Origin of the sequence: Streptomyces sp. NPDC006372 (assembly GCF_040612515.1) — a bacterium.
In the GTDB taxonomy this organism is placed as follows: Bacteria; Actinomycetota; Actinomycetes; order Streptomycetales; family Streptomycetaceae; genus Streptomyces.
In genome coordinates this window covers 64,025-83,850 of sequence record NZ_JBEXQJ010000001.1, presented here as the reverse complement: position 1 = coordinate 83,850, position 19,826 = coordinate 64,025, and the positions used below count along the sequence as shown (strand labels likewise).

The 19,826-nt window shown below is 71.1% G+C and carries 13 protein-coding genes; 6 read left to right on the top strand and 7 right to left on the bottom strand.

Annotated elements, in window-relative coordinates; all coding sequences use genetic code 11:
• The first annotated feature begins 186 nt into the window (after window positions 1-186).
• The 5 genes from ABZ016_RS00375 to ABZ016_RS00355 all read left to right on the top strand — a co-directional run bounded on the left by ABZ016_RS00375 (window position 187) and on the right by ABZ016_RS00355 (window position 11,022).
• Entirely contained in the window at window positions 187-1,869 is a 1,683-nt protein-coding gene (locus ABZ016_RS00375) for a glycoside hydrolase family 13 protein (protein WP_356915024.1), read from the top strand.
• A 119-nt stretch (window positions 1,870-1,988) separates the two neighbouring features.
• Window positions 1,989-3,362 carry an alpha-amylase family protein gene (locus tag ABZ016_RS00370; protein ID WP_356914286.1) on the top strand — a complete coding sequence of 458 codons (1,374 nt, stop codon included), beginning with the start codon at window positions 1,989-1,991 and terminating at the stop codon, window positions 3,360-3,362.
• Between the two features lie 192 nt (window positions 3,363-3,554).
• Entirely contained in the window at window positions 3,555-8,951 is a 5,397-nt protein-coding gene (gene pulA, locus ABZ016_RS00365) for a pullulanase-type alpha-1,6-glucosidase (protein ID WP_356914285.1), read from the top strand.
• Between the two features lie 72 nt (window positions 8,952-9,023).
• Entirely contained in the window at window positions 9,024-10,634 is a 1,611-nt protein-coding gene (locus ABZ016_RS00360; RefSeq protein ID WP_356914284.1) for a fused response regulator/phosphatase, read from the top strand.
• A gap of 31 nt (window positions 10,635-10,665) precedes the next feature.
• Entirely contained in the window at window positions 10,666-11,022 is a 357-nt protein-coding gene (locus ABZ016_RS00355) for a 5-carboxymethyl-2-hydroxymuconate Delta-isomerase (RefSeq protein WP_356914283.1), read from the top strand.
• A 12-nt stretch (window positions 11,023-11,034) separates the two neighbouring features.
• Here ABZ016_RS00355 and ABZ016_RS00350 read toward each other — a convergent pair whose 3' ends face one another.
• The 3 genes from ABZ016_RS00350 to ABZ016_RS00340 form a co-directional block, all read right to left on the bottom strand.
• Window positions 11,035-11,724: a TetR/AcrR family transcriptional regulator gene (locus ABZ016_RS00350; protein ID WP_356914282.1), complete on the bottom strand. Its 690-nt coding sequence runs from the start codon at window positions 11,722-11,724 to the stop codon at window positions 11,035-11,037.
• 93 nt (window positions 11,725-11,817) lie between these two features.
• The gene (locus ABZ016_RS00345; RefSeq protein WP_356914281.1) at window positions 11,818-13,761 is read right to left on the bottom strand and encodes a hypothetical protein; all 1,944 of its coding nucleotides are present in this window, start codon (window positions 13,759-13,761) and stop codon (window positions 11,818-11,820) included.
• Window positions 13,762-13,807: 46 nt separating this feature from the next.
• Window positions 13,808-14,347 carry a tetratricopeptide repeat protein gene (locus ABZ016_RS00340; protein ID WP_356914280.1) on the bottom strand — a complete coding sequence of 180 codons (540 nt, stop codon included), beginning with the start codon at window positions 14,345-14,347 and terminating at the stop codon, window positions 13,808-13,810.
• Window positions 14,348-14,496: 149 nt separating this feature from the next.
• Between ABZ016_RS00340 and ABZ016_RS00335 the strand changes: the two genes are divergently transcribed.
• A complete protein-coding gene (locus ABZ016_RS00335; RefSeq protein WP_356914279.1) occupies window positions 14,497-14,928 on the top strand; it encodes a hypothetical protein in 432 nt (143 codons plus the stop codon).
• Window positions 14,929-15,003: 75 nt separating this feature from the next.
• Here ABZ016_RS00335 and ABZ016_RS00330 read toward each other — a convergent pair whose 3' ends face one another.
• The 4 genes from ABZ016_RS00330 to ABZ016_RS00315 form a co-directional block, all read right to left on the bottom strand.
• Entirely contained in the window at window positions 15,004-16,587 is a 1,584-nt protein-coding gene (locus tag ABZ016_RS00330; protein WP_356914278.1) for a DUF1996 domain-containing protein, read from the bottom strand.
• A gap of 203 nt (window positions 16,588-16,790) precedes the next feature.
• Entirely contained in the window at window positions 16,791-17,444 is a 654-nt protein-coding gene (locus ABZ016_RS00325) for a response regulator transcription factor (RefSeq protein WP_356914277.1), read from the bottom strand.
• On the bottom strand, window positions 17,435-18,694 hold the full coding sequence (locus ABZ016_RS00320) for a sensor histidine kinase (protein WP_356914276.1): 1,260 nt from the start codon (window positions 18,692-18,694) through the stop codon (window positions 17,435-17,437). The genes ABZ016_RS00325 and ABZ016_RS00320 overlap by 10 nt, the downstream gene beginning before the upstream one ends.
• 51 nt (window positions 18,695-18,745) lie before the next feature.
• Window positions 18,746-19,792: an SDR family oxidoreductase gene (locus ABZ016_RS00315; RefSeq protein ID WP_356914275.1), complete on the bottom strand. Its 1,047-nt coding sequence runs from the start codon at window positions 19,790-19,792 to the stop codon at window positions 18,746-18,748.
• Window positions 19,793-19,826: the final 34 nt, after the last annotated feature.

The following is a 19,826-nucleotide window of genomic DNA, read 5'->3' as shown; positions in this document are numbered from 1 at the left end:
CAGCCGCGGCGCCGTCGTGGTTGCTCGCGCCCACGCGGCGGAGCCGCAGATCGATAAGGTCCCGCGCCCCTTCGGGGGCGCGGGTGTGGCGGCCGTGGTGCTCATCCGACCCCGCTGTGCCGCGGCCGCCCCCATCTCCCCACCCACACTTCCATGACCGACATCCTGTTACGCATCAAGGACGACATGAGCCAGCAGCACTCCGCCGCCCCTGCCATGACCCCCACCGTCGTCAAGCACCGCGACTGGTGGCGGGATGCCGTGATCTACCAGGTGTACCCGCGCAGCTTCGCCGACAGCAACGGTGACGGCATGGGTGACCTGGAAGGTGTCCGCACCCGTCTGCCGTACCTGCGTGACCTCGGCGTCGACGCCGTGTGGCTCAGCCCCTTCTACGCCTCGCCGCAGGCCGACGCCGGCTACGACGTCGCCGACTACCGGGCCGTCGACCCCATGTTCGGCAACCTCCTGGACGCCGACGCGCTGATCCGCGACGCCCATGGGCTGGGCCTGCGGATCATCGTCGACCTGGTCCCCAACCACTCCTCCGACCAGCACGAGTGGTTCAGGCGGGCCGTCGCCGAGGGGCCGGGCTCCCCGCTGCGGGACCGCTACCACTTCCGCCCGGGCAAGGGGGAGAACGGCGAGCTGCCGCCCAACGACTGGGAGTCGATCTTCGGCGGCCCGGCCTGGACGCGGGTCACCGAACCCGACGGCTCGCCCGGCGAGTGGTACCTGCACCTCTTCGCCCCCGAGCAGCCCGACTTCAACTGGGAGCACCCGGCGGTCGGCGACGAGTTCCGGTCCATCCTGCGGTTCTGGCTGGACATGGGCGTCGACGGCTTCCGTATCGACGTCGCCCACGGTCTGGTGAAGGCGGAGGGGCTGCCCGACCTCGGATCCCGCGACCAGGTGAAGCTGCTGGGCAACGATGTCATGCCGTTCTTCGACCAGGAGGGCGTGCACGAGATCTACCGGCAGTGGCGGCTCATCCTCGACGAGTACGCGGGGGAGAAGATCTTCGTCGCGGAGGCCTGGACGCCGACCATCGAGCGCACCGCCCACTACGTCCGCCCGGACGAGCTGCACCAGGCCTTCAACTTCCAGTACCTCAGCACGCACTGGGACGCCGCCGAGATGCGCGAGGTCATCGACCGCACCCTGGACGCCATGCGCCCGGTCGGCGCTCCCGCCACCTGGGTGCTGTCCAACCACGACGTGACCCGGCACGCCACCCGCTTCGCCAACCCGCCCGGCCTCGGCACCCAGATCCGTCTGGCCGGTGACCGGGAGCTGGGCCTGCGCAGGGCCAGGGCCGCGACCCTCGTCATGCTCGCGCTGCCCGGCTCGGCCTACGTGTACCAGGGCGAGGAGCTGGGCCTGCCGGACGTCGTCGACCTGCCCGACGAGGTGCGCCAGGACCCGGCGTACTTCCGGGGCGCGGGCCAGGACGGCTTCCGTGACGGGTGCCGGGTGCCGATCCCGTGGACCCGGACCGGGTCGTCGTACGGCTTCGGTGACGGCGGCAGCTGGCTGCCGCAGCCGGACGGGTGGGGCGAGCTGAGCGTCGAGGCGCAGACCGGTGAGCCCGGCTCGACCCTGGAGCTGTACCGGGCCGCGCTCGCCGTGCGCCGGGAGCAGGCCGACCTCGGCGCCGGTTCGTCCGTGGAGTGGCTGCGGGCACCCGAGGGCGTGCTCGCCTTCCGGCGCGGGGAGTTCGTGTGCGTCGCGAACACCACCGGCGAGTCGGTGACGATGCCGGCGTACGGCCGGGTGCTGGTCGCGAGCGGGGAGATCCTCCAGGTCGACGACGAGTCGAAGGTGCCGGCGGACACCACGGTGTGGTGGACGACGGCGGTCACCGCCTGATTTTCCTTTGAATTCCGTACGGCCCGCTGCCCTTTCGGGTGGCGGGCCTTTACCATCTGCGTCACTGCAAGGTTTCTGAACCTTGCAGCAAGAACCTTCAACGAAGAAGGAAACCCCACATGGCACGCAGACACCTCTCCGCCGCCGTCGCGCTCGCCGCGGCTGCGGTTGTCATGAACCCGACCGGTGCACAGGCCTCCCCACCTGGCACCAAGGACGTCACCGCCGTCCTCTTCGAGTGGAACTTCGCCTCCGTGGCCCGGGAGTGCACCAGCACCCTGGGTCCCGCCGGATACGGCTACGTCCAGGTCTCCCCACCCGCCGAGCACATACAGGGCTCCCAGTGGTGGACGTCGTACCAGCCGGTCAGCTACAAGATCGCCGGCCGGCTCGGCGACCGCACGGCCTTCCGGAACATGGTGAACACCTGTCACGCGGCCGGTGTGAAGGTCGTCGCCGACACCGTCATCAACCACATGTCGGCGGGTAGCGGCACCGGCACCGGCGGCTCCGCGTACACGAAGTACGACTACCCGGGGCTGTACTCCTCCTACGACTTCGACGACTGCACGAGCCGGATCGGCAACTACCAGGACCGCTGGAACGTCCAGCACTGCGAACTGGTGGGCCTCGCCGACCTCGACACCGGCGAGGACTACGTCCGCAGGACGATCGCCGGGTACATGAACGACCTGCTCTCCCTCGGCGTGGACGGCTTCCGCGTCGACGCGGCCAAGCACATGGACGCCGCCGACCTGGCGAACATCAAGTCCCGGCTGAGCAATCCGTCGGTGTACTGGAAGCAGGAGGTCATCCACGGCTCCGGCGAGGCCGTCCAGCCCCCCGAGTACACCGGCAACGGCGACGTCCAGGAATTCCGCTACGCCTACGACCTCAAGCGGGTCTTCAACAACGAGAACCTCGCCTACCTGAAGAACTACGGCGAGGGCTGGGGCTACCTGAACAGTGGCGTCGCCGGTGTCTTCGTCGACAACCACGACACCGAGCGCAACGGCTCGACCCTCAGCTACAAGGACAACGCCACCTACACGCTCGCCAACGTCTTCATGCTGGCCTGGCCCTACGGCGCCCCCGACATCAACTCCGGTTACGAGTTCTCGGACACCGACGCGGGCCCGCCGGGCGGCGGCGCGGTCAACGCCTGCTGGCAGGACGGCTGGAAGTGCCAGCACAACTGGCCCGAGATCAAGTCCATGGTCGGCTTCCGCAACGCCACCCGGGGCCAGGCCGTCACCAACTGGTGGGACAACGGCGGCGACGCGATCGCCTTCGGCCGGGGCGGCAAGGGCTTCGTGGCCATCAACCACGAGTCGGGATCGCTGACCCGGACGTACCAGACGTCGCTGCCGGCGGGGTCGTACTGCGATGTGCAGAACAACAGGACCCTGACGGTGAACTCCAGTGGGCAGTTCACGGCCACCCTCGGCTCCAACACCGCCCTCGCGATCTACGACGGCAAGTCGAGCTGCTGAGTTACAAGTCAGCTGACGCCCCTCGGTCGGTTTCCACGAGGGGCGTCAGCACGGCCGCGTCGCACCGGTACGCCTGTGGCCCGCTGAAATTCCTTTCTGAGGTTTTCAGGACCCTTGCTGTAAGAGTTGCGGCGGCGGTACGGTCGCGCGGGGTCGGACCCGAAGAGCCGCACATCGCAAGGAGTCCACGTCTTGATACCGAGATGGCCGGTGCCGTCGAGGCGCCGAACTGCCCGTACTGGACGGGTCGCCGCGGTCACCGTCACCGCGCTGGCCGTAGCGCTCGTCCAACCCCTCGCGGCGCGGGCGGACACCCCGCCGCCGCCACCGTCCGACGCCAAGCTCGCCGCCGAGCCCGCCCGGCACGACTCCACGCGCGAGCAGTTCTACTTCGTCCTGCCGGACCGCTTCGCCAACGGCGACACCGGCAACGACAAGGGCGGACTCACCGGTACCCGCCTGACCACCGGTTACGACCCCACCGACAAGGGCTTCTACCAGGGCGGCGACCTCAAGGGCCTGACCAAGAAGCTCGATTACATCAAGGGCCTGGGTACCACTGCCATCTGGATGGCTCCGATCTTCAAGAACCAGCCAGTACAGGGCACCGGGGCGAACGCCTCGGCCGGCTACCACGGTTACTGGATCACCGACTTTACTCAGGTCGACCCGCACTTCGGGACCAACCAGGACCTCGAGACCCTCATCGACAAGGCCCACGCCAAGGGCATGAAGGTCTTCTTCGACGTCATCACCAACCACACGGCGGACGTCGTCGACTACGAGGAGAAGTCGTACGACTACCTCTCCAAGGGTGCGTTCCCGTATCTGACGAAGGACGGTGTGCCGTTCGACGACGCCGACTACGCGGACGGGCGGCGCGGCTTCCCTGCCGTCGACCGGGATTCCTTCCCGCGTACACCGGTCGTCACCAAGAAGAACAAGGTCCCGTGGTGGCTCAACGACCCGACGATGTACCACAACCGCGGCGACTCCACCTTCGCCGGTGAGAGCTCCACGCACGGCGACTTCGGCGGCCTCGACGACCTGTGGACCGAGCGGCCCGAGGTCGTGCGGGGCATGGAGAGGATCTACCAGCGCTGGGTGCGGGACTTCGACGTCGACGGCTTCCGGATCGACACCGTGAAGCACGTCGACATGGAGTTCTGGACGCAGTGGGCCACCGCCCTCGACACCTACGCCGCCCAGCGCGGCCGGGACGACTTCTTCATGTTCGGCGAGGTCTACTCGGCCGACACGAACGTCACCTCTCCGTACGTCACCCAGGGCCGGCTCGACGCCACGCTCGACTTCCCCTTCCAGGAGGCCGCCCGGCAGTACGCCTCGCAGGGCGCGAGCGCGCAGAAGCTCGCCGGTGTCTTCGGCGACGACTACAAGTACACGACCGGCAAGGCCAACGCGTACGAGCAGGTCACGTTCCTCGGCAACCACGACATGGGCCGCATCGGGTCGTTCCTGAAGCAGGACGACCCGAAGGCCACCGACGCCGAGCTCCTCGCCAAGGACAAGCTCGCCAACGAGCTGATGTTCCTCAGCCGCGGCAATCCCGTCGTCTACTACGGCGACGAGCAGGGCTTCACCGGCCCGGGCGGCGACAAGGACGCCCGGCAGAGCATGTTCGCCTCGCGCACCGCCGACTACCTCGACGACGACCGCATCGGCACGGACCGCACCCACGCCGAGGACGCCTACGACACCAAGGCCCCGCTCTACCGGCAGATCAGCGCCCTCGCCGCACTGCGCAAGGCCAATCCGGCCCTCACCGACGGCGTCCAGCAGCAGCGGTACGCGGCCGACGGGCCGGGCGTCTACGCCTTCTCCCGCACGGACGCCGGGTCCGGCACCGAGTACGTCGTCGCCTTCAACAATGCCGACGACAAGAAGACCGCGACCTTCGCGACCGGGTCTGCCGGCATGACCTTCATGGGGATCCACGGCACCACCGCCTCCCCGAAGAGCGACGGCGACAAGAAGCTCACCGTCACCGTCCCGGCCGGCTCGGCGGTCGTCCTCAAGGCGTCCGGCAGGCTCGCCAAGCCCGCCACCGCGCCCACGATCACCCTGAAGGCCCCGGCCGCCGGCGCCACCGGCACCGCGGAGATCACCGCGGAGGTCGACGGCGGGCAGCTCAACCGGGTCGTCTTCGCCGCGCAGACCGGCAACGGCAGGTGGCAGACCCTGGGCTCCGCCGACCACGCCCCGTACAAGGTCACCCACACCATCGGCACGAACGTGGCGCCCGGCACGGCCCTGCGCTACAAGGCCGTCGTGATCGACTCGGCCGGCCGCACCGCGAGCGCCCTCGCCACCTCCACCACCGGCACCCCGCCCGCCGAGGAGCCGCCCACCGCCTCCTCCCGCGACTACGCGATCGTCCACTACAAGCGCACCGACGGCGACTACGCCGACTGGGGCCTGTACGCCTGGGGCGACCTAGCCGAGGGCGAGGCCACCGAGTGGCCGAAGAGCCACCCCTTCACCGGCCGCGACGCCTACGGAGCCTTCGCCTGGGTCAAGCTCAAGCCCGGCGCCTCCAGCGTCGGCTTCCTCGTCATCGACAAGGACGGCGCCAAGGACGTCTCCACCGACCGCACGATCGACGTCACCAAGACCGGTGAGGTCTGGATCGAGCAGGGCAGGGACACCGTCACCACCGAGCGCCCCGACCATCCGGCCCCCGACAAGGGCAAGGCCGTCCTGCACTACCACCGGGCCGACGGGAACTACGACGGCTGGGGGCTGCACGTCTGGACGGGCGCCGCGAACCCCACCGAGTGGTCGAATCCCCTGAAGCCGGTCAAGACTGATACCTATGGTGCGGTCTTCGAGGTACCGCTCACCGACGGTGCCACCAGCCTCAGCTACATCCTCCACAAGGGCGACGAGAAGGATCTGCCCACCGACCAGTCGCTCGACCTCAAGGCGAACGGCCACGAGGTGTGGCTGGTGAACGGCCAGGAGAAGTACCTGCTCCCGCAGCCCGCGGGCAGCGCGGCCGCCCTCGACCTGACCACCTCCAAGGCCGTCTGGATCGACCGGAACACCCTCGCCTGGAACGGCTCCGACGCCGCCGCCTCCACCCAGCTGCTGTACTCCCGCGACGGTTCGATCGCCGCGCAGGACGGCGCCCTGACCGGTGACGCGAAGTGGCTGCGCCTGGCGAAGGGGGAGCTGACCGACGCCCAGAAGGCGAAGTTCCCGCACCTGAAGGCGTACGACGCCTGGACCGTCGACCCACGTGACCGCGACCGGGTCCGCGAGGCCCTGCGCGGTCAGGTCGTCGCCACTCAGCGGGCCGTGAACGGGGCTGTGCTCGCGGCTACCGGCGTGCAGATCGCCGGAGTCCTCGACGACCTGTACCCCGGCGCCACCAAGGCCGATCTGGGGCCCGCGTTCTCCAAGGGCCGCCCCACGCTGTCGGTGTGGGCGCCGACCGCACAGCAGGTGTCCCTGGAGATCGGTGACTCCACCGCGCCGATGAAGCGCGACGCCGCCACCGGCGTCTGGTCCGTCACCGGCCCCAAGTCCTGGAAGGGCAAGCGCTACCGGTACGTCGTGAAGGTCTGGTCCCCCAGCGTCCGCAAGGTCGTCACCAACAAGGTCACCGACCCCTACTCCCTCGCCCTCACCACCGACTCCGAGCGCAGCCTCGTCGTCGACCTGGACGACAACGCCCTCAAGCCCACCGGCTGGTCGGCGTACACCAAGCCCACCGCCGTACCGCTGAAGGACGCGCAGATCCAGGAACTGCACATCCGGGACTTCTCCGTGGAGGACCGGACCGCCAAGCACCCCGGCACCTACCTCGCCTTCACCGACAAGGCCGCCGACGGCAGCAAGCACCTGCGCGAGCTGGCGAAGGCGGGCACCTCCTACGTCCACCTGCTGCCCGCCTTCGACATTGCCACCATCCCCGAGAGGAAGGCCGGCCAGGCGAAGCCCGACTGCGACCTGGCCTCCTTCCCGGCCGACTCCGACAAGCAGCAGGAGTGCATCGGGAAGACCGCCGCGAAGGACGCCTACAACTGGGGCTACGACCCGTACCACTACACGGTCCCCGAGGGCTCCTACGCCACCGACCCGGACGGCACCGCCCGCACGGTCGAGTTCCGCAAGATGGTGAAGGCTCTCAACGACGACGGTCTGCGGGTCGTCATGGACGTCGTCTACAACCACACCGCCGCGAGCGGCCAGGCCGGCACCTCCGTCCTGGACCGGATCGTGCCCGGCTACTACCAGCGCCTCCTCGCCGACGGCTCGGTGGCGAACAGCACCTGCTGCGCGGGCACCGCCACCGAGAACGCCATGATGGGCAAGCTCGTCGTCGACTCCATCGTCACCTGGGCGAAGGAGTACAAGGTCGACGGCTTCCGCTTCGACCTCATGGGCCACCACCCGAAGGCCAACATCCTCGCGGTCCGCAAGGCCCTCGACGCCCTCACCCCCGAGAAGGACGGCGTCGACGGCAAGAAGATCATCCTGTACGGCGAGGGCTGGAACTTCGGCGAGATCGCCGACGACGCCCGGTTCGTCCAGGCCACGCAGAAGAACATGGCCGGCACCGGCATCGCCACCTTCTCCGACCGGGCCCGCGACGCCGTGCGCGGCGGCGGCCCCTTCGACGAGGACCCCGGCGTCCAGGGCTTCGCCTCCGGCCTGTACACCGACCCCAACTCCTCGCAGGCAGGCGGCACTCCGGCCGAACAGAAGGCCCGCCTGCTGCACTACCAGGACCTCATCAAGGTCGGTCTGTCCGGCAACCTCGCCGGCTACCGGTTCACCGACACCAGCGGCAGGGAGGTCACGGGCTCCGAGGTCGACTACAACGGCGCACCCGCCGGATACGCCGACGCCCCCGGCGACGCCCTCGCCTACGCCGACGCCCACGACAACGAGTCGCTCTTCGACGCCCTCGCCTTCAAACTGCCGGCCACGACGAGCGCGTCCGACCGCGCCCGTATGCAGGTCCTGGCCATGGCGACGGCCACCCTGTCCCAGGGCCCGGCCCTCTCCCAGGCGGGCACCGACCTGCTCCGCTCCAAGTCCCTGGACCGCAACTCCTACGACAGCGGAGACTGGTTCAACGCCGTCCACTGGAACTGCGCCGACGGCAACGGCTTCGGCCGCGGACTGCCCATGGCGGCCGACAACGCCGACAAGTGGCCCTACGCCAAACCCCTGTTGAGCAAGGTCAGGGTGGGCTGCGAGCAGATCGAGGGCGCCTCGGCCGCCTACCGCGACCTGTTGCGGATCCGGGCGTCCGAGCAGGACTTCTCCCTCGGCACCGCCGAGCGGGTGCGGTCCCGGCTCTCCTTCCCGCTGTCCGGAACGGACGAGACGCCCGGCGTGATCACCATGCTCCTCGGTGACCTCGTCGTCGTCTTCAACGCCACACCCGAGCGGCAGGAACAGCGCGTCCCCGCACTCGCCGGAACCGGCTACCGCCTGCACCCGGTGCAGGCGTCGGGGGCGGACCCTACCGTCAAGTCCTCCTCCTACGCGGCGGAATCGGGCACGTTCGCCGTTCCGGGGCGCACGGTCGCGGTCTTCACCCGGGCCGCCCGGTAACCGCACTACGTTGGGTGGGGCGGGCCGTGCTCCACGGCCCGCCCCACCCCCGTACGCCCTCGAAGGGCCGAGATGGACGGCAACGGCACACAGCAGGCCACCGGCACCACCGTGCTGGTCGTGGACGACGTCGCGGCCAGCCGGTACGCCATGGGCGCGGTACTGCGCCGGGCCGGCCACCAGGTCGTGCCGGTCGCGAGCGGCGGTGAGGCGCTCGTCGAACTCGACGTCCGGCTGCGGGACGGCACCCTGCCCGATGTGGCCCTCGTCGATGTGGGCCTGCCCGACATGAGCGGCTTCGAGCTGTGCCGCCGGGTCCGGGCCCAGCTGCCGATGGCCGCCCTGCCCGTCGTGCACTTCTCCGCCGCAGCGACCGCGCCCGGCGACCGGTGCCGGGGACTGGACGCGGGCGGGGACGCCTATCTGACCGTGCCGGCCGAACCGCAGGAGATCCAGGCCGTCGTCCGGGCCGCCGTGCGCCGTGCCACGGGGGCCGAGTCGGTCGTACAGCGTCTGACACTGTTGTCCGAGGCCATCATCACCGTGCAGACGGCGCGCTGCCCGCGGGAACTCGCCGCCGCGGCGGCCGACGGCGCCGCACGCCTCTCCGCCTCGCCCGCCGTGGCGTTCGTGATCGGCCCGGACGGCGAGCGGTACCGGGGCACGGCCCACTGCCGCCCCGCCCCCGCGGACAGCGAGGCCCACCAGGCGGCGGCCCGGCTGGTCACCCGGCTCGCGGAGGGCCGCACCGGGGTGCACAGCGCCGTCGTCCCCGCGCCCCTGTGGCCGGCCGGGATCTTCCGGGCGGGCGTCGAGGAGGACGCCCGCCTGACCGTGGCACCGGCCCAGGACGGCCGGTCGGCGGTGGGCCTGGCCACGCCCGTACGGCGCGTCGCCCTCACCGACCCCGCGGACGACGGTCTGCTCGGCCGCCTCGCCCAGGCCACCGCGCTCGCCGCCGAACCCTTGCTGCTCTACCAGGTGGAGCGGCACGTCGCCCTCACCCTCCAGCGCAGCTTCCTCCCACAGCCGCACAAGCTGCCCCACCTGCCCGGCGTCGACATCGTCGTCCGCTACGTGCCCGCGTCCAGCGAGACCGAGATCGGTGGCGACTTCTACGCCGCCCTGCGCACCGGCGAGGGAGTGCTCACCGCCGTCGGGGACGTCGCCGGGCACTCGCTGGACGCGGCCACCGTGATGGTCGAGATCCGGCACGCGCTGCGCGCCTACTGTGTGTCCGAGAGCGACCCGGCGGTGCTGGCCGGGCGGCTCGACCGGATGCTCCAGCTCTACCACCCCGACATCACGGCCACGGTGTGTCTGGCCCTGGTCGACCCCGGCACCGGGCGGGTGCGGATCGCCAACGCCGGTCACATCCCGCCGCTGATCCTGGGCGGCGGGGGCGGCGCGCGATACGTCGACGCGAGCGGCCCGCTGCTCGGGCTCGGGCTGGAGCGGCCCCCGCCGACCGAGGGGCAGCTGAAGCCCACCGACCGACTGCTCATGGTCACCGACGGCCTCATCGAGACCCGCGGCATCCCCCTCGACACCTCCATGGAACAGCTGCGCACAGCGGCCGTCGACGCCCCCGACGGCATGGACACCCTCTGCGACGTGCTGCTCGGCTGCTTCGGCCACGACCGGGACGACGACATCGCGATGCTGGCCCTGCGGTTAGGGTGAGCCCGTTGGCCGCCCAGAAGCAGGAGTACTGATGCCGCAGATCACCGTCGACTATTCCGCCGACCTCGCGGACGACTTCGACCGGCCCGGGTTCGCGAAGGCGCTCCACGAGGCCACGGTCGAGATCGCGGCCGCCAAGCCGCCGGCGTGCAAGACCCGCTTCCGCCCGACCGAGGACATCGTGGTCGGTCCGCAGGCCGAGGGGCACGCCCATGTGCACGTCCACTTCGCGTTGCTCGCCGGCCGCACCGAGGAGACCAAGGCCCGGCTCACCGAGGCCGCCCTCGAACTGCTGCGGACGTACGTCAAGCCCGCCGAGGGGCTCGTGCTGCACGCCTCCGCCGAAGTCCGCGACCTGGACGCGTCGTACCGGAAGTTCGAGAGCTGAGGCCCGGCGGGGTCACGACGCCAGGGCCACCAGCCGGCCGGCCAGGTTCGCGAACGGGCCGTCGGCCGGCTCGTCCTTGACGATGCGGCGCAGCAGGGCCGCCATCTCCGCGTCGTAGGCGGCGCTGACGGCGGCGAGCGCGGCGAAGTCGTTGACGAGCTGGGGTTCCAGCTCGTCCCGCGGGATGCGCCGGCCGTCCAGCCAGATCAGCGCCGTCGACTCGGCGAGCGAGATCCAGGAACGGACGACCAGCTCCAGACGCGCGGGCGGATCGGTCACGCCCAGGTGCGAAAGGATCTGGACATACGCGGCCTGCCGCACGGAGTCGACGAGGGCGTTGGTCGTCGAGGAGCCGACCGCCGGCCCACCGCGCATGAGAGCGGAGAAACCGGGCCCGTGCTCCTCCACGAAGTCGAAGTAGCGGCGCATCACACGCAGCAGCCGCGCCCCCAGCGGGCCCTCGTGCGGTTCCACGAAACGGGCCGCGAGATCGTCCGCGGCCCGCTTCAACGCCGCCTCGTACAGGCTGAGTTTGCCGGGAAAGTAGTGGTAGACCAACGGGCGTGATATGCCCGCGGCCGACGCTATCTCGTCGATGGAGACCTCGTCGGGCGAGCGGCGGCTGAACAGTTCGAGGGCGACGCCGATCAACTGCTGCCGCCGCTCCTCGACTCCCAATCTGCGGCGAACCCCGGTAGTCATGCGAACACCTTACCGATCGATTCCGGCCTCGAACGGACCGGATCGATCGGTGAGGTTCGGACGCGTGCGCCGGGCGGGTGCCCCAACTGCCGGTCAGTGCAGTCCGCCGACCGACCGCCCGTCCCGCAGCGTCCCCTTCAGCTCGGCCCGCACCCCCCGCTCGGCCGGCAGGGTCAGCAGACTGCCCCGCGCCGACCCGCTGACCCCGCCCCTCACCCGGACCGACGCGGTCTCCCGGCTGCCGGCGGCCAGCAGATACCAGTCGCCCGCCCCCGACTTCCACAGCACGCCGGCCAGCACGTGCGGATCGCGGGCCCCGCACGCCGGGACGTTCTCGGCCTTCGCCGCGACCGCCCCGTACCTCCCGCCCGGTGTGTGGAACTGCGCCAGCACCCGCGCCCCGTCACCCCGCCAGGTCTCGGCCCGCGTGCACACCCACGCGGCCGAACCCGCACCCCCACCCGCTTCGCTCGCGCCCGGCAGCGGCTGCTCGTTGAACGCCCAGGCGTTGACGCTCCGCACACCCGCGGAGCGCAGCGTGCCCAGCGAGCACGCGTACGGCTTCCAGGTGCGCAGCGCCTCGGCACCGGACACCTCGCGCGGGGAGCCCGGCCGTCCGGCGGTGAGCCGGGCCGGGACCAGTTCGCCGAGGTCGGTCAGCAGGCGCTTCCCCGTGCCGTCGGTCAGTTGCAGCACGTTCCACGAGGCGCACCCGCCGGAGCGCAGGGCCGGGCCGGCCAGCGGCGCCGTGACACCGTCGGTGAGGGCGAGGTCCATCGCACCCGAGCCCGGCTTCATCAGGTCCCGCTCGCCCGCCTTCTCCACCCAAGGGGCGGTCAGATAACGGACGTTGCCGTCGGCCCGGCCCAGGACCACCGCGCTCGCCTCCGCCCGGCGGGCGCCGTCGACCCGGGCGAAGTCGAGCGCGGCGCCCTGCGTGCCGTCCTTCGGTTCGGCGTACCGGGCGATGCGCCAGCCGTCGTGGAGGATCACCACCCGCGCGGCGTCGACCGTCCCCGCGTACAGCAGCTGCGGCGGACCGGCCGGGCCACCGGACGGGGTGCCGGGCGTCGCCGACACCCGTACCGTCCCGCCGGGGCGGGCCCATACGGCCAGCACGCGGCGCAGCAGAGCCGTGTCACCGGTGAGGTCGCCGCGGGCCGGCCACACGGAGAAGTCGGTGCGCGCCGAGGTCCGCCACGCGGCGGGGGAGACCCTGGTCAGCTTCGCCGGGTCCAGGGCGGCCTGAGCGGCCGGGTTCCGCGCGTACGGGGGCGCGGCGGCGCCGTCCGGGCCCCAGCCCCCGCCGGGCAGACCGAGCAGCGCCCCGCAGACCAGCAGCGCGGCCCCGGCGGCCAGCGCCCCCTTCAGGTGCTGGCGGCGGCGCATCAGGTCGGTGGGGCGGGCCTGGAGCGAGCAGGGGTCGAACTCGGGGGAGTCGAGCAGCCCGTACTGGGCCGGGACGCCGTCGGCCTCCAGCAGCGCGCCGTCCGCGTCGGCGACGCCCGCGGCCGTGAGCACCTCGCGCACGCCGTCGTCCTCCAGCCGCTCCAGACCGCGCAGCGCGTACGCGGCCCGGGCCGGTCCCGACAGGGTCGACAGCCGCTGGTCCAGGGCGAGTTCGTCGGCGCCGCCGGACCGCGGGAACAGCTTCAGGCCCCACACCTGCGGCAGCAGCGGCGGCAGCTGGGCCCGCTTGGGCCACGCCTTGCGGGTCAGCGGCAGCCCCGCCTCCAGCGCCGTGCGCAGCACCTGGAGACGGACCAGGGCGTAGCCCGGGTCGCCGTCCCCACCGGTCGACTGGGCGGGGATCACCGGTGCCGGTGTGCGGCTGCCGCGGGGCAGCGCCCGCTGGGTCAGGGCGTGTGCGGTCAGGACGCGCCTGCCGCGGCCCGTGCTCGGGGGCAGCACCAGATAGGCGAGCCGGACCAGCCGCGGGTAGTGCTCGACGAGCGCGGCCTCGGCCTGCTCGACGTCGACGACCGGGCCGGCGGGGGAGGCGGACGGGGGGCGCTGGGCGACATCCTGTGACTGCACGTTCAGCAGAACGAGCGAATCGTTCGATGGTCACCTGACCGCGGCGTCACGCCTCCGGCCGGTCTTCCCTTTCCTCCTCCGGCTCCACGAGCAGCCGGGCGTAGTTCGCCATCGACCGTTGGTAACGCGGCAGATGCGGGGCCAGGGCGCCCAGGGCCAGCGACAGTGCCTCGCGGTCCCGGCCCAGGCTGGACAGGCACAGGGCGAGACAGGCACGCACGGGGTCGTCGAGTTCGTCGGAGGGCGCGACCAGCTCGGGCGTCAGCAGCGCGACGCCCTCCTCGGCCCGGCCGGTGTTCCGCAGCGAGCTGGCCAGCTGGATCTTCGTCCGGCGCGCCTTGTAGGGGCTCACCTCGGGGAGGCCGCGGGCCAGCGCCTCCCGGTACAGCGGGACCGCCTTGTCCGAGTGGCCCGTGGAGTCCCAGGCGCAGGCCTGTTCGAAGGGCCCGAGCGGGCTGCCCTCCGGCAGCTCGGCGACGAGGGCGTCGACGTCGGCACGGAAGCGCGCCTCGGCCTCCTCCCCTTCGCCGTAGTCGTCGAATCGGCTCCACAGGGCGGCCACACGGTCTTCCCAGTCCTGGTTCACCGGGACACCCTCGCACGGACGTACCCACCGGGGCACCGGAAATTTGAGCACCGGGCGCTCCGCAGCCGTACCGAAGGCCGGAGAGCCTCTTGCCGGGGCTCCGTGCGGCATGCGTCCGGACCGTGCCGTGACAAGGACCGGAGGAACAGATGAGGGTGACCCGACCGATGCTCGCGCTGAGCGGCGCGGTGGCGATACTGGCGCTGGCAGGCTGCGGATCCGGCGCAAAGGACGAGGCGGCCGTCCCCAAGGAGGTGACCGGCAGCCTGGAACACATCGCGGCCGAGGCCAAGTGCAAGCCCAACATGCAGACCGACGCCGACACCATCCGCCAGGCCATCTGCGAGAAGGGCAAGGAGAAGTACATCCTCGCCACCTTCGCCACCGACCGCGGCCAGCGCGAGTGGCTGAACAGCGCCAAGGACTACGGCGGCTACTACCTCGTCGGCCGCAAGTGGGTCGCCGTCGGCCAGGAGAAGACGGTCACGTCGCTGCAGGGCACGCTCGGCGGGACCATGGAGGAGGGTTCCGAGCACATGAACCCCGGCGGCAGCCACAACAAGGGCGGCCACCACAGCTGACCGCACGGTCCGGGAACACGAGAAAGCCGGCGGAGGGAGAACCCACCGCCGGCTTTCTCGTGTTCCGGCCGAGGACTACTTGCAGTCCTGCCCGCTGTTGATGCACTGGACCATCTGGTTCATCACGTTCTCGTCGAAGAAGTTGATGAAGTCGTTGTGGTCGGTGATCGGCTTGTGCAGCTGCTCCGGGAAGGAGTCCACCGCGAAGGCGTTCTGCACCTGGCCGTTGTTGATCTGCGGCGCCTGGACGTCGTAGACCAGACGGACCTGGAGCTGCGGGATGGCCTTGAAGCCGTTCGAGCAGCTGCCGTCCGCCTCCACGAAGTCCACGTGGGTGCGGTGGTTGGCGCTGTCGATGTTCTGGCCGTCCCAGCAGCTCTGGAAGTTGGACAGCCGGACCACGCTGCTGCCCTCGGGGCAGAGCGGGTACTTGTCCGTCACCTGCCGGTCCTCGAAGCCCGTGCAGGTCCAGGACGTGTTGGCGTTGTTCAGGCCGTTGGTGAAGGACTTGGCGTCACCGGTGATGATGCGCAGGGCCTTCGGCATGGCGACGACATCGCTCGTCTTGTTGCCGACGAACTTCAGCTGCGCCTCGGCGGGCTGCACGATCTTGCCGACGTTGCTGTCCTGACCACCGCCGGGCTGGCCCGCGTCGACGTCGTCCGAACCGTCCTGGACGCGGATGACCGGCCAGAAGTAGGTGGACTTGTCGCCCTGGTTCTGGCAGGTGGTCTGACCGTTCTCCAGGTCCTGGTCGCTCGCGAAGGCGTTGTTGTTCTGGTTGCCGACGTAGTCGTGCTGGTGCTGGGCACCGTTGGACACACCGGGCGCCACGATCACGTTGTCCGAGTTGCGGTTCTCGTTCTCGTTGGTGCCGCACTCCGTGGTGAAGGTGCCGGTGGAGCCGCCGTCGCCGTTGGCCGCCAGACCGTTCGGCAGGTTGCGGGAGTTCGGCTGGACGTCCTCGATGTTGATGAAGTCGTTCGCCGCCGGGCCGTTGCCGGCCTGGCCGCCGTTGCCGCCCTGCCCCTGGCCGTTGTCCTGACCGCCGTTGTCCTGGCCCTGGTCCTGACCGCCGTTGTTCTGGTCCTGGCCACCCTGGTTCTGGTCCTGGCCGCCCTGGTTCTGGTCGCCCTGGTTCTGACCGTCGTTGTTCTGCCCGCCCCCGCCGTTGCCGTCGGTGGTGTTCGCGTCGGCGGCCATGCCCTTGCACTCGGCCATCTGGGTGAGGTTGTCCGGTGCCTGACCGCCGACCCGCTTGATGTTGATGCCGATGCGGTCGATGGCCGCGGTCCGCTTCGACTTCAGCGGGCCGAGGATGGCGTTGTTGACGAAGCCGGAGTCACCGGCCTGGGCCTGACGCGTGGAGGCGAGCCGGGTGTAGGCCTCGCTGATCTGCTTGTCGAGGTTCGCCAGCTCCTTGTCCACCCCCTGGCGAGCACCGTCCGGCACGTCGGTCAGCTGCTGGCCGACGTCCGGGCACTGGATCGTGGCGACCTGTGCGCCCGCGGACTTCGTCTGGTTCGCCGAGTTCTCCTCATGCGCCGAGGCATAGAAGTTTGCCCAGATCAGCCCGCCCCCACCGAGCGCTAGGGCCGCCGATGCGGCTATGGCCTTGGTGGCCATCGGCGTCCGGCGTTTTCTTGTGTTGCGTCCCATGGAACTCCTCTGACTTCCTTTTTCGGGGGCATCGAGGCGCCCGACAGGAGTGAAGCGGCTCCCTTCCATACGGAGGTGGTCCCACAGGTGTTCAGATGTCTCGGAAATTGATGCGAGATTCGTGAGGGCCTTGTGCCCTCAACAGGCCCTTTCGCACCGGGAGTTGTTGATCGTCCACGGTGGGTGAAGGGGCTCGTCCGGTTTCACCGGCCGTGGTCGAGATATGCGAGAACCGCCAGCACGCGACGGTTGTCGTCGTCCGAGACGTCCAGTCCCAGTTTGGCGAAGATGTTCGCTGTGTGCTTGGCGATCGCCCGTTCCGTTACGACCAGCCGCCCGGCGATCGCCGCGTTGGACCGGCCCTGGGCCATCAGCTCCAGCACCTCACGCTCCCGGGGCGTCAGCCGCGCCAGCGGCCGGCCGTCACCTGCCTGACGCGCCAGCAGCTGCTGGATGACCTGCGGATCCATCGCCGTGCCCCCGGCGGCGACCCGCCGTACGGCGTCCACGAACTGCTCGGCGTCGAACACCCGGTCCTTCAGCAGGTACCCGACCCCGCCGCTGCCGTCGGCCAGCAGCTCACGCGCGTACAGCTGCTCCACGTGCTGCGAGAGCACCAGCACCGGCAGCCCGGGCCTCTTCCTGCGCGCCTCCAGCGCGCACTGCAGCCCCTCGTCGGTCTGCGTGGGCGGCAGCCGGACGTCGACCACGGCGACGTCCGGCTCCAGCTCGGCCAGCGCGGCGGCCAGTTCCGGACCGGACTCGACGGCCGCCGCGATCTCGAAGCCGTGCGCCTGGAGCAGCCGGACGAGTCCGTCGCGCAGCAGGAAGAGGTCTTCGGCCAGGACTACGCGCAAGGGATCTCCATGGTCACCATGGTGGGACCGCCCGCGGGACTGCTGACGGCCAGGACGCCGTCGAATGTACCCAGTCGCCGCTCGACCCCGGCCAGTCCCGAACCGGCCTCGATCACCGCGCCGCCCTTGCCGTTGTCGGTGACGGTCGCCCGCAGCATGCCGTCCGCCTGGTGCAGGTCGACCCAGATCCGGTCGGCGCCGGAGTGCTTGACGGCGTTGGTGAGCACCTCGCTGACGGCGAAGTACGCGGCCGACTCCACGGGCGCCTGAGCCCGCCCGGGCAGGTCCACGCTCACCTCGGTGGCCACCGGCAGCCGCAGCGCCAGCGCCCGTACGGCGTCGCCCAGTCCGCGCTCGGCGAGGACCGGCGGGTGGATGCCGCGCACCAGCTCGCGCAGCTCGGACAGGGCCTCGACCGAGGAGGTGCGGGCCTGCGCGATCAGCTTCCTCGCCTGGTCCGGGTCCTTGTCGAGGAGCGCCTCGATGGTGCCGAGGTCCATGCCGACCGCGACCAGCCGGGCCTGGGCCCCGTCGTGCAGATCCCGTTCGATGCGCCGCAGTTCGGCGGCGGAGGCGTCGACCGCGTCCCGCCGGGTCTCGGTCAGGACCCGCACCCGCTCGGCCAGTTCCCCCTGGTTCGAGCCGAGCACGGCGCGGGTGAGCCGGAAGTGAAAGTCCAGCAGGCGCGGGGTGAGGAAGTGCGCGCAGAAGAGCAGGACGAGACCCAGGGCCGCCGCGCCGAGCGCGGACGCCTGCCCGGTGACCGGCACGAACCCGTACCAGTACCCGTCGGGGAAGACCCGCCACAGCCCGGCCGCGATCGCGAAGCCCTCCAGCGGATAGAAGAGCAGCACCGCCGGCAGCAGCGCGGTGACGAACCCGGCCGTCATGTCCACCGGCAGCCACAGCAGGTCCCGCCAGGTCGCCGGGTCGGACAGCATCCCGAAGGTGCGCGCCCAGGGGTTGGCGTCCTTCGGCAGCGGCCGGTACGCCGGGGGTATCCGCACCCCGCCCCACTCCGCGGCGAGCACCCGCCGCCAGTTCGCGAACACCCGCACCCCCGCCAGCACGTAGGGCGTCGTGACGAGCCCGACCCCGATCGGGATCAGCCCGATGGAGACGAGGGACAGGCAGAAGCACAGCACCGCCCCCGGCAGCGAGACGAGGGCCAGCGCCAGCCCCCGTACCGCGGCGAGCCCGATGCCCCGCCCCTTCGTCCGCCCGTCGCCGTTCTTCGTGTCCATGGTCATGGCGTCAGTCTCGCGGAGCGGGGCCGCGCGGTCACTGGGCCGGAACACCGGTCACGGGGTGGTGCTACGTACACCTCCGCCGTTCGTGCCGGGGGCGTCGGCGGCCGCGAGCACCTTCGCCTCCACCTCCGGGTCGAGACCGCTCGCCGGCCGGTCCGGGCGCTGCGGCGCCACGCCGCCGAGCTCCTGCAGCCACCGCCAGGTGTCCGCCACGGTCTCCTCGACGGGCCGGCAGCTCAGCCCCGCCCCGACCGCCCGGGAGACGTCCGCGCTGTGCAGGGCGTCGTGCAGGTCGCTGCCCGGAGGCACCCACACCGGCAGCTGTGTCCACGGCTCGACGCCCGCCTCCAGGATCACCTTGGGCGCGGTCCACCGCAGTTCGGCCGCACCGCCGGTGACCCGCGCACAGGCATCCACCAACGCGCCCATGGTGGTGTGTCCCTGTGGACTCGCCAGGTTGTACGGCCCGCTCAGTTCCCGCTCTGCCGCGAGCAGGATCCAGTCGGCCAGGTCACGGACGTCCACGTACTGCAGGGGCAGCTCGCGCGGGCCCGGGGCCAGCACCGGTCCGCCGCGCGCCGTACGGCCCAGCCACCAGGGCAGCCGGCCGATGTTCTCGTACGGCCCGAGGATCAGCCCGGCCCGTACGAGCACCGACCGGTCCTCGCCGAAGGCGTCCAGGACGGCCAGCTCCCCGCCCCGCTTGTCCCGCGCGTAGTCGGTGCCGTCCGCGTCGGCCGAGGCGCCCTCGACCAGGGGCGCGTCCTCGCCGTACCCGGCCGGCGGGGCCCATGCGTACACCGAGCGGCTCGACACGTACACGTACCGGCCGGCGCGGCCCCGCAGCAGCCGCGCCGCCTCCCGCACCGCGCGGGGGGCCGCCGACCAGGTGTCGACGACCACGTCCCACTCGCCCTCGTCCGCCGCGAGGGCGGCGAGAGAGCCGGGCGCGGTGCGATCGCCGAGCAGCGTCCGCGCACCCGGCGGCGCCTCGTGCCGTCCCCGGTGGAAGACGGTCACGTCCCAGCCCCGCCCCAGGGCCGCCTCCACGACGGCCCGGCCGACGAACTCCGTACCACCCAGCACCAGAAGTCTCATGCCGGTGACTCTGCCCGGTGCGGCGGTCCGGCGG